This is a genomic window from Levilactobacillus namurensis DSM 19117, assembly GCF_001434785.1.
GTDB lineage: Bacteria > Bacillota > Bacilli > Lactobacillales > Lactobacillaceae > Levilactobacillus > Levilactobacillus namurensis.
In genome coordinates this window covers 5366-17994 of record NZ_AZDT01000021.1, presented here as the reverse complement: position 1 = coordinate 17994, position 12629 = coordinate 5366, and the positions used below count along the sequence as shown (strand labels likewise).

The 12629-nt window shown below is 47.7% G+C and carries 18 protein-coding genes; 4 read left to right on the top strand and 14 right to left on the bottom strand.

All coding sequences use genetic code 11. From position 1 onward, the window contains the following. Nucleotides 1-29: 29 nt before the first annotated feature. A complete protein-coding gene (locus tag FD30_RS11740) occupies nt 30-1676 on the bottom strand; it encodes an MMPL family transporter (protein ID WP_056944015.1) in 1647 nt (548 codons plus the stop codon). Nucleotides 1677-1858: 182 nt separating this feature from the next. Between FD30_RS11740 and FD30_RS04200 the strand changes: the two genes are divergently transcribed. Continuing rightward, complete coding sequence (locus FD30_RS04200; RefSeq protein ID WP_056944014.1) at nt 1859-2386, top strand: TetR/AcrR family transcriptional regulator; 528 nt, start codon at nt 1859-1861, stop codon at nt 2384-2386. A gap of 36 nt (nt 2387-2422) precedes the next feature. Here the strand turns inward: FD30_RS04200 and FD30_RS04195 are convergent, their stop codons facing one another. After that, complete coding sequence (locus FD30_RS04195; protein ID WP_082604797.1) at nt 2423-3466, bottom strand: GNAT family N-acetyltransferase; 1044 nt, start codon at nt 3464-3466, stop codon at nt 2423-2425. A 230-nt stretch (nt 3467-3696) separates the two neighbouring features. After that, complete coding sequence (locus FD30_RS04190; RefSeq protein ID WP_056944012.1) at nt 3697-4422, bottom strand: Fic family protein; 726 nt, start codon at nt 4420-4422, stop codon at nt 3697-3699. A gap of 313 nt (nt 4423-4735) precedes the next feature. Here FD30_RS04190 and FD30_RS04185 point away from each other — a divergent pair, with 313 nt between their 5' ends. Continuing rightward, on the top strand, nt 4736-4954 hold the full coding sequence (locus FD30_RS04185; RefSeq protein WP_056944011.1) for a hypothetical protein: 219 nt from the start codon (nt 4736-4738) through the stop codon (nt 4952-4954). 86 nt (nt 4955-5040) lie between these two features. Further along, a complete protein-coding gene (locus tag FD30_RS04180; protein WP_056944010.1) occupies nt 5041-5580 on the top strand; it encodes a metallophosphoesterase family protein in 540 nt (179 codons plus the stop codon). Nucleotides 5581-5630: 50 nt separating this feature from the next. Here FD30_RS04180 and FD30_RS04175 read toward each other — a convergent pair whose 3' ends face one another. The 8 genes from FD30_RS04175 to FD30_RS04140 all read right to left on the bottom strand — a co-directional run bounded on the left by FD30_RS04175 (nt 5631) and on the right by FD30_RS04140 (nt 9123). Further along, nucleotides 5631-6047, bottom strand: a complete 417-nt coding sequence (locus FD30_RS04175; RefSeq protein WP_056944009.1) for an Asp23/Gls24 family envelope stress response protein — start codon at nt 6045-6047, stop codon at nt 5631-5633. Nucleotides 6048-6074: 27 nt separating this feature from the next. Then, the gene (locus FD30_RS04170) at nt 6075-6494 is read right to left on the bottom strand and encodes an Asp23/Gls24 family envelope stress response protein (RefSeq protein ID WP_056944008.1); all 420 of its coding nucleotides are present in this window, start codon (nt 6492-6494) and stop codon (nt 6075-6077) included. Between the two features lie 13 nt (nt 6495-6507). After that, nucleotides 6508-6696, bottom strand: a complete 189-nt coding sequence (locus FD30_RS04165; protein ID WP_056944007.1) for a hypothetical protein — start codon at nt 6694-6696, stop codon at nt 6508-6510. A gap of 11 nt (nt 6697-6707) precedes the next feature. Then, nucleotides 6708-7250 carry an alkaline shock response membrane anchor protein AmaP gene (amaP, locus tag FD30_RS04160; RefSeq protein WP_146999995.1) on the bottom strand — a complete coding sequence of 181 codons (543 nt, stop codon included), beginning with the start codon at nt 7248-7250 and terminating at the stop codon, nt 6708-6710. A gap of 12 nt (nt 7251-7262) precedes the next feature. Continuing rightward, nucleotides 7263-7514 (bottom strand): GlsB/YeaQ/YmgE family stress response membrane protein, encoded by a 252-nt coding sequence (locus FD30_RS04155; RefSeq protein ID WP_056944005.1) that lies wholly within the window; start codon nt 7512-7514, stop codon nt 7263-7265. 221 nt (nt 7515-7735) lie between these two features. Beyond that, nucleotides 7736-8338 (bottom strand): hypothetical protein, encoded by a 603-nt coding sequence (locus FD30_RS04150; protein ID WP_056944062.1) that lies wholly within the window; start codon nt 8336-8338, stop codon nt 7736-7738. A 4-nt stretch (nt 8339-8342) separates the two neighbouring features. Beyond that, on the bottom strand, nt 8343-8843 hold the full coding sequence (locus FD30_RS04145; RefSeq protein ID WP_056944004.1) for a zinc-ribbon domain-containing protein: 501 nt from the start codon (nt 8841-8843) through the stop codon (nt 8343-8345). A 19-nt stretch (nt 8844-8862) separates the two neighbouring features. Continuing rightward, nucleotides 8863-9123 (bottom strand): Mor transcription activator family protein, encoded by a 261-nt coding sequence (locus FD30_RS04140; protein WP_056944003.1) that lies wholly within the window; start codon nt 9121-9123, stop codon nt 8863-8865. A gap of 232 nt (nt 9124-9355) precedes the next feature. Between FD30_RS04140 and FD30_RS04135 the strand changes: the two genes are divergently transcribed. Next, nucleotides 9356-10312 (top strand): helix-turn-helix transcriptional regulator, encoded by a 957-nt coding sequence (locus tag FD30_RS04135; RefSeq protein ID WP_056944002.1) that lies wholly within the window; start codon nt 9356-9358, stop codon nt 10310-10312. 44 nt (nt 10313-10356) lie between these two features. Here FD30_RS04135 and FD30_RS04130 read toward each other — a convergent pair whose 3' ends face one another. The 3 genes from FD30_RS04130 to FD30_RS11735 form a co-directional block, all read right to left on the bottom strand. Continuing rightward, nucleotides 10357-10956 (bottom strand): EcsC family protein, encoded by a 600-nt coding sequence (locus tag FD30_RS04130; protein ID WP_056944001.1) that lies wholly within the window; start codon nt 10954-10956, stop codon nt 10357-10359. Nucleotides 10957-11392: 436 nt separating this feature from the next. Further along, nucleotides 11393-12118 (bottom strand): hypothetical protein, encoded by a 726-nt coding sequence (locus tag FD30_RS04125; protein ID WP_056944000.1) that lies wholly within the window; start codon nt 12116-12118, stop codon nt 11393-11395. Continuing rightward, nucleotides 12115-12629 (bottom strand): ATP-binding cassette domain-containing protein (locus FD30_RS11735; protein WP_235803252.1); only part of this gene is annotated, 515 nt, incomplete at its 5' end. The genes FD30_RS11735 and FD30_RS04125, both read right to left, overlap by 4 nt.

Genomic DNA, 12629 nt, shown 5'->3' with positions numbered 1-12629 from the left:
CCGGTGGAAACACCCGCCGCTTTTAACGTTTACGCTAAACTTTGGACCTGCGTATTAGCCGTCTGAACCCGGTGCGATACCGTCGTTAGCGCCTGCGTAAGTTCTTGACTTCCCGTTGCCAACTGGGTCGCGCCCGTACTCAAGGTCTTAACCGACTTGAGCTGACTGGCAATATCAGCCGTGGCGAGTTGCCGTTGAGCTGATGTGACCCCACTCTTCAATTGCTTTAAGCCACGGTTGATTTTCTCTAACCCCGTGGTAGTCGTTGCCAACTGGTGATTCACATACAAATCCTTAATCTGTGAACCGCCCGGCTGAGTAGCCGACAACACACTTTTAACGCCTTTAACCTGCTTAATTTGTTGCGCTAAGCGGTCAATTTCCTTAAGTGACCGTTCGTTGTCCAAGCGATGCTTCCCGGCTAGATACAAGGTTGTCGGTTCTGAAGTACCTTTCGAAAAATGCTGCTGAATCAGTTGAAAGCCTCGTTTAGAAGCCAGCGTATTGGGCACTTCACGACTATCATCATAGTTTAGTTGACCGGACCCACGTAACGCTAAGGGAACGACCAGCAGGAGTGCAAGGCCCCCTAAAATAAGCGAGTGTTGCCAAGCATGCCGCGAGAGAAAGTACCACACGCGACTGTTGCCTTCACCCTTGCCAGACCGACTTGGCCAGAAGAGTTTCGGTCCTAAGAGCCGCATTAGTACGGGATTCAGGGTCAGTAAAACTAATAACAAAATGGCCACTCCAATGGCGATTCCCGCCGCTGAACGATACAAGTAGAACTTAGCGAAAAAGAGCGTCACCATCCCGATCAGTACCGAGATACCTGAGTAAATAATGGTCCGACGACCGTTCCCCATAACCTGCTTCAGGGCTTCAGCTGTCGTTAATCCCTGACCTAGCCCCTCACGAAACTCGTTGTATAGTAGGATATTGTAGTCCGTCCCAATTCCGAACAACACAATAATGATGAAAACTTCCGTAAAATCCGAATACGGGAACCCAAAGAACTTCACCAGGTTAAATACAATACTCAACGAAATAATGCCGGCAATGCCCACCGTTAATAATGAGACTAAGGGTGTTAACGGCGACTTGAAAACTAGCAAGAGCACCACGAAGATAAAGATAATCGCAATGACTTCGGTCTTCTGGACCCCTTTTTCCGTTGTCGCAGAAAAATCATCATCCAAAATGTCACTTCCGGTTAAGTAAGTCTGGACGTGGGCCGTTTGAATAGCGTGATTCAGTACTTTCTTAAGGTGGGTGATGTCCTGGTGCTTCACGGTCAGCTCCGCCATCTGTGTCGTTTGATCCCGGGACACTAACTGTTGCTTCGCCAGAGTGCTCGAATCCGCCGTAGTTAGGTCCGTAATCTGGTAACGGGACTGATGATGCTTTAACTTTTGCAGCGTCTGTTTTATGGCTTGATTTTGTTGCGCTGACAATTTTTGGTTGCCGTTACTAAATACGGCAATCACGGAATAAGTATTCTGCGAATGGCGGTCCCAGTGTGCACTGATTTTTGCGGCTTGCGTACTGGAATACGAACCTGGAATATTATCATTTTCCTTAAAATTAGTGGTATTGGGCAACGTGACCAAAGCAACTAACAGTAGACCTAGCCACAAAATTAGCACCCAGCCACGTTGTTTGACGAATCGTTTCATAATGTCTCCCCTTATACATTGGTTTTAGCCGAACAGCTAAGTAGCTCATCAACAGCTGTTCATTTATACTAAACACTATAAGAAGATTTAGATTCTCCGTCACTAAACAATTCACCTCCATCTGTCGACTTATCAACAGATTGCCCCAAATTGTTCAGTTGTGTAGAAAGGATCCCGTCATCATGACTAAAGCTCAAGCGCAAATTATTCACGTTTTTCTGAAACTACTGGCCCAAAAGCCCCTTCCTAAAATCACGGTAGCCGCGATTACTCGGACCGCCCACCTTAATCGTGGGACCTTTTACCTCTACTATCGTGATGTCTACGATCTTTACGACCACATCACCCATGAGCTCTTGCAACACCTCGCCGAGCTCGTCGATGAGACCTACCCTACGCAACCCGGGCCTCAAGCTTTTCTCGCCTTAGCCCAAGCGGTGATCAATTACCTCAACTCTCAGCACGCCATGTTGCAGATCCTTTTACAGGACGGAAACAGTGACCACTTTATTGAGCAGATTCGCGAACTCTTTATTCAAAAAGTGATGGCTAAGGAGCACATCCCCCTAACCAACCATCCCTACCACATCGACGTCATCTACAACATCAACGGTGTCATTGGAGTCATCATCGACTGGCAACGCGGGCGGCTCCATTGCTCTCAAGACGTCGTTATTCAGCGTCTCGCCCACATTCTGGCAGTGCTCTAAAAAGCCGTCGGTCAGCACCGACGACTTCCAGACAATTTAACCCCACCATAGGATGCCCAATTCAACCACGGTCACCACACTGGTAATCGCCCACCATCTCCGGTTGGCATCATACAACCGCCGCCCACCAAACGCTTCGAACGGAAAAACCGGAAAGAGTTGAAGGACCATCAAGACACTCGCAAAGTGGCCCAAAAACGACCAGCCTACGTTGGGCAGTACTGCTAAAGGTGCCAGTAAAGCCAGCCCAGCCCACTTCACCAGCTCCGGTAAGGCCAAATGGCGGCGAAACTCAGCCGTCTGGCGATAGTGAGTCGGTACCCAGGCGACATTCAATGGAAAAGGCACTTGAATCAATGACAAGAGAAACGTGGTTATCCCACCCCCATTATTGAAGCGCAAGTGACCCTCAGGCTCTAATCGCCGTCCGACACCCCATCGTGAACCGATAATCAGTGCCAGTACGCCGAGATAAGCTGCCACAGCTGACCAGAAGTGGGACTGTCCCGTCAGGAATATCCACATAGGCAACTGGAGAAGTAAATTGCTGATTAAAAATCGTCCCCCAGCCGGTAATAATTCGATAGAAACTGGCCGTTCCGAAAAATCTAACAGGTATAGTTCCATCCCTGATTCAAAGGCTAAGGGTGACTGACTCAATTGTCGAAGCGCACCGCTCACACCTAAGTAGGTAACGGCACGTCCCCAACTCGTCCGGCGAAACCCGTTCGCTAAAAAGTTCTTCCAGGAGCCAACGTTATCCGTTTTAATCGCCGCAGTCACCGTCTGGGCTCCTGTACGCCGAAAATAGGTCAAGGCGCCATTCAGTAGGCGCTTACCTAATCCCTGACCACTACAACTAGGCGCAATTAAAAATTGGTCGACATAAACGTTTCGTCGTTGGTCTGGTCCCCAGTCCTTATACACCACCGCCCCGACAATCACCTGATCTACTAATAGAACAATAGCCTGATGAGGTAAGCCGATAAACCAACTCTCGCCACCCTTGAAAGCCGCCCGACTAATTTTCTGGACCACCCGTTGCTCGTTAGCCGCCATTGCTCGAATCTCTATCGTCATAGTCTTCCTACTTTCATTATTTTTTAGCCCAAGTATACTGAGGGATTTTTCTGGTAACAATCATCAATCTCGCATCATCTGTTGAGTACCAAAGTTCTCCTACAGTAAATTCACCGGCGTTCTTATCGTGTCGCCTCCTTTTTCCCATTCATCCTAAACCACAAAAAATCAGCCACCGGTACTTAATTTCCTGGTGGCTGATTAATGTTTTACCCCCGCTCGACATTCACTTACTGGTCCAACGGATTATTCAGCGGCGAGTAGTGATTCTGCACAAAGTGGTGCGACTGTACAGCAACGCGATAATCCAGTAATCCCCAGACAGCGTTGCCGTACAGCCACTGCTTAATGGTCAACGCCCGCCCTGCTTGGCAGTAGGCTTGTAACTGAACCGCGTACCACTGCCGTTTATCAGCAGGAAGCAACAGCACACCTGCGCCGGCGTCGCGCATCAGCCAATTGGCCGCCGCCCATGCCGTCCGTTGATTGCCCGTGGCAAATAACTGCCAGCGCGACAAATATAACGCCAAGTCCATCGCTTTTTCAGTCGCAGACTTCCCAGATGCGCTCAAAATCGTGGTCAACCGTCGTAAACCCTGCTCACGGTCCGGAACGGGCGGTTGCCAATTCGTGGCTTCACTGACCGTCTCCCGTAGCTGACCAGCACCAGACGTTCCTGCCGCAATCACCCGGTTCAAGGCAAAAATGCTGGTCGCCGTTAGCGGAGCATCCCCCACCATGACCTCCTGGTAAGCCCGGTACAACGCTAATCCGGCCTGTCGTGTAGCAGAAGATCCCGTTGGCGCCGGTTCCCCACTTAAAATGGCTGTGACCTGTTCCGGCGTACTAGGAATCTGGTCTAGCTGAATCGTTGTCGTCAGTAGTGTCACTAAGTTAGCTTTCAGCCCCGCATTCGCTGCTGGACGATCAAACTTATATTTATCCGGAAAATTCAAAATGGGTTCCTCCCATAGATGGCCACCAGCTTACCGTTAAACCGGCACCGGTGCCTCTGCTCAGAATATCTAAATTCTACACCGTACGGCTATTTAGAGCGACACTAAATACTTCGTAAGTTGCATGTTAACGTACTCCGATATGCCACAATCACCCCATCTCAGTTTTCTAGCCATCCCAAGTTCGCGACACATTTAAAAACCTGTCCATAACTAGACACTTTAACGCAACTGTACTTAAGTTATTCCTGATCAGGTCCTAGACTAGCACCTATTATCGATCATTTTTGAAACAGTCAAAGGAGCCTAATCAATGGAACCGCGAGTTAAAGAATTCGTGCAACACGTTAATGAAGCCGACGCCATTCTAGTGGGCGGTGGCAGTGGCTTATCGAACGCCGCTGGGATGGACTTCTGGTATGAAGCCAGCCCGCTTTTCATGAAGCACATGAAATACTTCTACGACAAATACCACTTTGAAGGCATCTTCAACGGTTTCTACACCCACTTTGATTCCCCAGAGAAACGCTGAGCCAACTGGAATCAGGGGATTCAGGCCCTAGTCGACGGCCAAGGGAAGCCCCCTCCGAAGTCTACTTCGCCCGCCTAACCCAGTACTTGGTCAAACGCCTATCTCCCGACCACTTCCAGGCACTAGTCAAACAACCCATCGTCACCAGTCGTACGGTCAACGGCCTGGACTTCGGGCTTTCCCATAACCAACTGGAGCACTCGACCGGTCACGACCTGTACCCTAACCAGGCCGAAGCCCACTTCAACCACCTAGTGGGACACCATGACATGGCGGTCTACGGCCACATTCATCCGTCAGACCAAGGACAACTGATCATTAACCCGGGAGCGACCGGCCAACCTTACAGTCCCTATGCCAAGTTCATGGCCGACCAGCGGGCCCACTACGCCATCTTGACCGTCACCGATGCTGGCCAGCTATCCGTTGATTTCCGCAAAGTCTCCTACGACATCTCCCAAGAGATTGCACGGGCAAAACAACAAGAGCTGCCCTACTTCGACCTATACCGCCACTTACGACAAGGCTCTGCTCAGCCGGGTGAACGCCGCTCAGGGATATCCGCAAGAGGTGCAGGCTTACTTTCACCATTAACCCGCATCCATGCTTACCCGGTTCACTGCTAAAACGGCCCCCTCCATGATCGTCTCCGCAATCATGGAGGGGGCCGTTACCTTTAGCTTTCCTTCTTAGGTTTCTTACCCGCGCGTTTCGCTTCCGCTTGCGCCCACTCTTCCTTGGTCAACAAGTCCTTGACTCGTAACTTGATTTGGGTAATTTGGAAACCCGTCATTGTTTTGACGTCCCGCGTAATCTGGTCAACTAACTGGTCAAAGATGGCCTCGGCTCGTTTGCCATAAGCCAACAGGGCCGTTAACTCTAAGGCAACCGTCTGGCGCTCTTGGTTGGCATCGACTGACACCCCAATCTGGGGCTGTTCTCCATCCGTTAAGCGGTCCGATAAATTCTCAATCAGATTTCCCTGTAGGGCTAGTACGCCCGGGACATTCATGGCCGCCTTCCCGGCAATCTTTTCTAAAACGGCATCGTCAAATAACATCGTCTTCCGAGGTGCTTCTGGTGGTGTCGTCATTTTTTACCTTCCTTTCAGGTCAGGGCCCTACGCGACTTCCGGACTATCTGTGGCGTGCTGCGAGTTCGGCTTGCCAGCTGCTTGCGCTTGCCAATCCGCCTTGGTCATCACGTCGTTCACGTGAACGTTCAACTCGACCACGTCTAAGCCTGTATAACGCTCAACGTCTTGCTTGATACGTTGACAGAGTTGCGTAAAAATCTGGCGCATATCTTTACCATACTCAATGGTCACGGTCAACGCCAGTGCCACTTGCTTCTCACCCACTTGAGCATCGACGCCTTGAGTCGGATCAGCGTCGCTTCTAAAACGGTTCGTCAGATTGCTGAGCATGCCACCATCGAGCGCCAAGACGCCATCAACGTTGCGTGAGGCCCAGCCGGCCAATTTTTTGATGACATCGTCTTCAAAAGTCAACTTCGTTTTCAGTGTTGGTGTGTCAGTCATGTGATTTCCTCCTCTAACGTTCACGTGATAAGCGGTCATCAATCTTACGTCCTAGGGCCGCAAAGTCCAATCGAACGAACCGGCCGATTCCCCAGCCAATGGCGCCTAAACTAGCGACGCCCAGACTGGCGGTGAACCCTAGGGTTACCCAGATAACGCCGAGAACCATCCCGACGACCAGGCCAATCAATCCTCGATTCATGGTCATCCCTCCTAAAGCACCTTGACGGGTCTCTGCCGGTCAACGGGTGCCAACCGAACCACTGGAATCACAGCATGCATTCCCAATTGGTTTTGCAGGTAAGTCTTCACGGTATGGGTAGTCCGCAACGCCATATCCCGTAGCTGATGGTCCGGCTGAGTGGTTGCGTCTACCCGCACGATGACCCGCTGGCGCCGCCGTAAACGAACGGTCACCTGAGGATCAATCAACCCCAACTGGTCAACCAAGTAGTAACGCAAGTTCTTCTCCAAGACTCGCTGGGGAATCGCCATGGTACCCAGCTTGGTCTTGAGTACCGTCTGGGGAATCCGAATTGGCGCTAACACACCTAAGCCCAATAGTCCTAAACCAACGAGACCACTCACGGCCATACCAGCGGCGAGCCAGTATGCCATCCCCGGAACCTGTTGGGCGACTTGGTGGCTCCAGGCAGTTAATCCCGGAATCTTGAGCCACCACCCAATCTGGTAGACGGCAAGCCCAATCATAAGAACCCCCACAATGCCCAATGTCCATTTATAAATTGGTCGCATTGTCTCACCACCCTACGTGCGCCGCATAGAGAGGACGGCGGAGACCAGAACAATCAGAAGAATAGCGCCAACGATGGATGGGACTAAAGCCATGCCAGCTAATGCTGGGCCCCAGCTCCCAAATAACGTCTGACCTAACCAGGACCCAATCAACCCGGCCAAAATATTCGCAATCCAGCCCATCGACTCACCCCGATTGGTGATGGCACCCGCCACTACCCCAATCAAAGCACCAACAATTAATGACCATAACCAGCTAAACATAACTTCATCCCTTTCTTTTACATAAGTTATTATTAATTTATGCCATCAGTCTATCAAGTAGTCCATTAGTTGTCAACAATAATAATAATTATTTTTTATTGATTGATGAGCTTAACCATACGATTGCCCACCCATGCGTGTTCAGGCTTTAAACTGCACCTTTCCAAAGAAAAAGCATTAACCGCTATCGGCCAATGCTTTTTGATTACCCCTTAATTTATTTAATATTCCGTGACGGTCAGTTCAATCGTTCCGCCATCCCCAGCTGAGCGAACCCAATAGCTCCCATCGTCCTCACCACCAGAGGTAATGTCGAAATCATACCGTCCGGGAAATAAACCACTGTTTAACTGGCTCTTCGTGATGGTCTGATTCTTACCACCACTGGTCATTTTAATGGTCATGTCATCACCATAACCCGTATAATTCAGAACGCGTACGGGGGACTTCCGCGTCGTTAGATAGTAACTCGTAAAGAGCCCCAAGACCTTCTTACTCTCTACTGTAAACCGATAATCCACTTTAGTTCCGGAAACCGTTTGACCGCTGGTAATGATCTTCCCAATTTCGCTAGTCGGATCTGTCGCGTTATCGTGCAAGTCCTTAACCACACTTTGCGCACCAATATCACTAAATTTAATCTCCTGATTATCTTTAGAAAATTGTTTCAGGAAAAGTTTTCCATCTTTATTTTGGACCGACTTAGTAATGTTGCTAGCCAACCGATTCTCCGACACAGCGACCCGTGTTTTGATGAAAAGACTACCACCAACTAAAACCACAACCACGGCAATAACTAATGCGATAATATCCTTTTTCTTCATCAAACTAATCCTTTCTATCTAAGAACATCAGGACAAGTGGGTATAGGCTTACTACCGGTACCATAAGCAACCAGCTCAATCCAGTATTTTTCTTAAGGTAGGCTAATCGCCGCATATTCGCAGATATCAACAGAATATCCGTAGCCCAACAAAGAATCGTACCTAAGTACGGAATGGCAACAAAGGCTAAGTTTAACAACAGGACACCTAAATATCCCCACCAAAAGACCGATTTACGACTTTCTGGCACATCTCCGTTAAATTCAAACACGTGTTGCATAATGTATTGAATACTCCCCACGAATCCCAGCTGTGGCTGTTCCTCCGTATGGTTTGGCTCCTGTGAAGCCGTCTGAGTATACTGGACGTGTGCTGTCACTTTCTCTTGCGCACGATTTTGATTTGTCTGCCCCGGTTGCCGTTCCCCCGCTATCTGCGTGCCACAGGCTGGGCAGAATTGAGCGTCTGGTTCTAACTGATGACCACAATTTGGACAAAACTTCATAATAAATCACTCCTCAACTTTACTTCTTGGTTTGATGTACGACCCGTTGAATCCACTTTTGAGAATATCCATACTCTCGCGCTAAAGCCTGCTGATTGTGTCCGTTATATTTCATTAACACCTTCTCAGCTGCCAGTTGGCGATCATATAAATGTGACGGAATCGTCATCTGCATCCCCTTATACTGTTGATAAATCGCTAGCATCGCTTCGACCCCTACTAATTCACTCAAGCTACGATAGAAGTCATGGAGTGCCGTGACGTCAACCTTCTCATCCATCCCATTCACCACCTCTAGTTAACATATTAGTAAACAGTGTTTGCTTTCGGAACAGCACTTGAACCAGTCGTTTTCAAGGAATACCACTGGTCATTTACCCTCATTTTGACCACCACCCTTACTAGCCGAAGAACCAGTCGAACTTGCTTTCTTGATAGGATAAGCATAGGCTTCAAGGTAGAAGAAATGCTTCCACTTATTTTTATTTAAAAATTTTAAGGAGCTGGTCACCATGAACGCCGCCTACCGTCAGCTTTACATTTTTCAGCAGCTAATCTCGAATCACGTAGTCGTTAAAGCCCAACTAGCCACAAAATTTGCGGTGACTCCCCGGGTCATCCAAAGTGACCTTAGCCAAATCAAAACTTTCATCCATGAACAACAACTCTTTTATGAATTGACCTATCACCGTCAACTGGGTGGCTACCGGTTAGATGTGAGCCAAGACGCCATTTCACAACAAGCCATTCTGGTCTTAATCAAGGTCTTACTTGCCAGCCGGTCGCTAAACCAAAAAGAGATTGGGCAGACTATCGATAGTCTCCTCAATCTCATCCCGCCACTGGAACAACGCGAAATTATTCCTATTATTAAAAATGAACGGTTCCATTACCAACCCGTGACCCATGGTAAGCCCCTATTAACCCTTATCTGGCAATTTAGTCAGTTGATCGAGCACCAAACGACCGTTGAGATTCTTTACCGTAACCAATTAGGCCATGTGGATCAACGCACCATTCTACCGCAAACCATCATTTTTTCGGAATACTACTTCTACGTTGTTGCTTACAGCCAGACATACCAAGCTAACCGCTTTTTCCGTTTAGACCGCATTCAAAACTACACATCCTCGACCACACAATTAACCCGATCCCGCGGTGAACGTTTTGAAGACGGCGAACTCCGTCAATACATTCACTACATGCAACCGGGCGAGAAAATGACCATTCAATTCGAATTTCGAGGCATCGTTGAGGCCGCCCTCGACCGCTTCCCCACTGCCAAAATAAAAGCACGCTATCCCGAACGGCATAGCGTGCTTATTGAAGCTGATGTATTTGATAAAGGTGCTAAGATGTGGCTGTTGAGTCAAGGGAGCTTGGTGACGGTGAAGGGGCCGAAAACACTGATTAACAGTATTCAATCAGAACTAAAAAAAACCATATTAGCTTATAATTCAAAATATTAATTTTACAATTTCAAACTTACTTTAAGAGAGAGTTGGACTAACATTTAAATCAGGAAAGTTTTTTTCGCCTTATGAGCAATACGCGCAGTCGACGCGTAATCAAATCCGCCACCAACAGCAGCACCTAAAACCGGTATACCTTTCCCCAAATTTACAACACCCTTTTCTCCAAATTTCGTAACAAATCTGCTTCCAACAGTGGCGTTAATTTTATTCAACACTACTTGTGGGACTTTTTTGATAACTTTTACTCCTAGGCTTTCCGTGGCCTTTATCCCAGACTTTTTTACGAAATCTACGACTGACATGCCTAAAAAACTTATAAATGCTAAACTCCGAACTTCATCATCATGTGGATCATATCCCCGAATAGTCGCTATTACAGCAACCATTTTTAATTGAATATAAGTAACTGAAGCCAAATCAGCTGGTAACGTAGCAGCCATGGTTGCAAATCCACCAAATCCAGTTATTACACCTGTCGTACCCGACTTTCTTTCTTGCCAATGCACATAGTGTTTAATCGCCGTATCCGTATCTGGATATTTATTCGTATACTCCCTAGCCAATTGGTCAACATTCTTAATTCCTGGTGCGCTGACATTAATTGCTTTATCATAGGCCCAATTCCACAATTGTGTCATCTTATTTCCAGTAATTTTTCCATATTTTATACCTCCGCCTCGTATCGTAACCGGTTACATCAATAAAGTAATTGTATCTTTTTCTTTATCGAACAACAATATTTAATTTATCAAACTTTCTCAGTGATTATCTATCAGAAGTCATTGGAACAGGATAACGATTCCATAGAACAGATTTTACATGGGTATGATCGGATAAAATTACCAATATTTAAAATTCAAATCTACTTAATCGGTACTTAAAAACAAAATATCGATAGGTTGGTCACAAGTAGTTATCTATTCAATTTAGCTTAATTCATTGTTTAGTTTAAAACTAATATAATTTAAATTATAAAGTCCGGTTTTAATTTCATTTTAAGCAAAGATATTAAAAGCTTTTCCAACACATCTCTTCATCAATATTTTGCCACATCAAAGTTACTCACACCACTAACTAACCCCGCCGAGACACCCCACCACCAAACAACCGCAATCGCAAGCCCACCAAAAACGGTATCAGCGTGATCAGCGCCGACAGGCCAAACTTCCACAGGTGGCCACTCGCCGCCTGGTGAGTTAACTGCGTATAAAAGAACTGATAAAAATAATACGGCGGTAAGAATTCCTGAATCTTAGTGATGACCCCCGTGAACGTCCCGGTTGAGAACCACGAAAACGGAACGATCATCAACGCAAACAGAAACATCAGCGGCGTGGACCCCACATCAACCGTAGTGGGGCTAAAACTAATCCCGAACCAAAAGCCAATGACACTGAAATAAATGCCTAAGGCCGATAACCACAGAACGGCGTCCCAATAGTTTCGGTCAATGGTCAGCGTCTGCAAGCCAATCCCCAGTAACGTGATCACTAGAATAATCAGCAAGTGTAAACCAATCTGAATAATCAGCTGACTCAAGAGATACCGCCAGATAGAGTAATGCGACAGTCGGACCTGTGCAAGATAGAATTGACGTCCCGCCGAGAGTCGTTTGCTAAACGTCACGATGGCATTGCCCAGAATCCCCATCAAGCTGGCAATCAAAAATGCGATAAACGGATCCATCATCCGGGGATTCACCACGCTAGGCAAAAGGTACCAGGTCGCCGGAAACACGATGGTGAAAAAAATAAACCGTTTATTACGAAGCACCTGCTTCAACTGAATCCACGTAATCATTGCGCTGCCACCCCTTCTGAGTCATCCTGTCGGTACCACTGCTCAATCGTCTGGTTATTGGCATGAATCGTCTTGACCAAAGCATCACGCGCAATCTGCCCGTTTTTCAAGAGTACAACCCGGGTAAAGAACTTATCGATTTGATTAAAATCATGTGTGACCACTAAAGTCGCCCCCTGCATTCGTTCCAACAAGCGCCAAAATAAGTCGATGGAATCCAAATCCATCCCCACCGTCGGTTCGTCCAAAATCAGGAGTTTAGACGGTCGCAAAACGCTCAGTAACAACGCCAATCGTCGTTTTTGCCCACCCGACAGGTTCGCAACGTACGCCTGCCGACAGTCCAACAACCTAAACTGTTGGAGTAACGCTTCCCACCGGTTCGCAATCGCCACCTGCTTGATGGCGGCCACCAACCGCACCTGTTCAACCACCTTCAACGTGGGAATCAAGACGTTTTCCTGCGCCATGACGTCTAAGTCATCCTGCCGGGAAAAGTGGGCGTGAACCG

Coding starts and splice junctions, on each gene's coding strand:
- FD30_RS04155 (WP_056944005.1), bottom strand. CDS start 7,514: ATGTTTAGCTGGTTATGGTCATTAATTGTTGGTGCTTTGATTGGGGTA.
- FD30_RS04130 (WP_056944001.1), bottom strand. CDS start 10,956: ATGACACAATTGTGGAATTGGGCCTATGATAAAGCAATTAATGTCAGC.
- FD30_RS04140 (WP_056944003.1), bottom strand. CDS start 9,123: ATGGATGAGAAGGTTGACGTCACGGCACTCCATGACTTCTATCGTAGC.
- FD30_RS04195 (WP_082604797.1), bottom strand. CDS start 3,466: ATGACGATAGAGATTCGAGCAATGGCGGCTAACGAGCAACGGGTGGTC.
- amaP (WP_146999995.1), bottom strand. CDS start 7,250: ATGCGACCAATTTATAAATGGACATTGGGCATTGTGGGGGTTCTTATG.
- FD30_RS04145 (WP_056944004.1), bottom strand. CDS start 8,843: ATGAAGTTTTGTCCAAATTGTGGTCATCAGTTAGAACCAGACGCTCAA.
- FD30_RS04170 (WP_056944008.1), bottom strand. CDS start 6,494: ATGACTGACACACCAACACTGAAAACGAAGTTGACTTTTGAAGACGAT.
- FD30_RS04125 (WP_056944000.1), bottom strand. CDS start 12,118: ATGATTACGTGGATTCAGTTGAAGCAGGTGCTTCGTAATAAACGGTTT.
- FD30_RS04200 (WP_056944014.1), top strand. CDS start 1,859: ATGACTAAAGCTCAAGCGCAAATTATTCACGTTTTTCTGAAACTACTG.
- FD30_RS04165 (WP_056944007.1), bottom strand. CDS start 6,696: ATGAATCGAGGATTGATTGGCCTGGTCGTCGGGATGGTTCTCGGCGTT.
- FD30_RS04135 (WP_056944002.1), top strand. CDS start 9,356: ATGAACGCCGCCTACCGTCAGCTTTACATTTTTCAGCAGCTAATCTCG.
- FD30_RS04150 (WP_056944062.1), bottom strand. CDS start 8,338: ATGAAGAAAAAGGATATTATCGCATTAGTTATTGCCGTGGTTGTGGTT.
- FD30_RS04175 (WP_056944009.1), bottom strand. CDS start 6,047: ATGACGACACCACCAGAAGCACCTCGGAAGACGATGTTATTTGACGAT.
- FD30_RS04185 (WP_056944011.1), top strand. CDS start 4,736: ATGGAACCGCGAGTTAAAGAATTCGTGCAACACGTTAATGAAGCCGAC.
- FD30_RS11740 (WP_056944015.1), bottom strand. CDS start 1,676: ATGAAACGATTCGTCAAACAACGTGGCTGGGTGCTAATTTTGTGGCTA.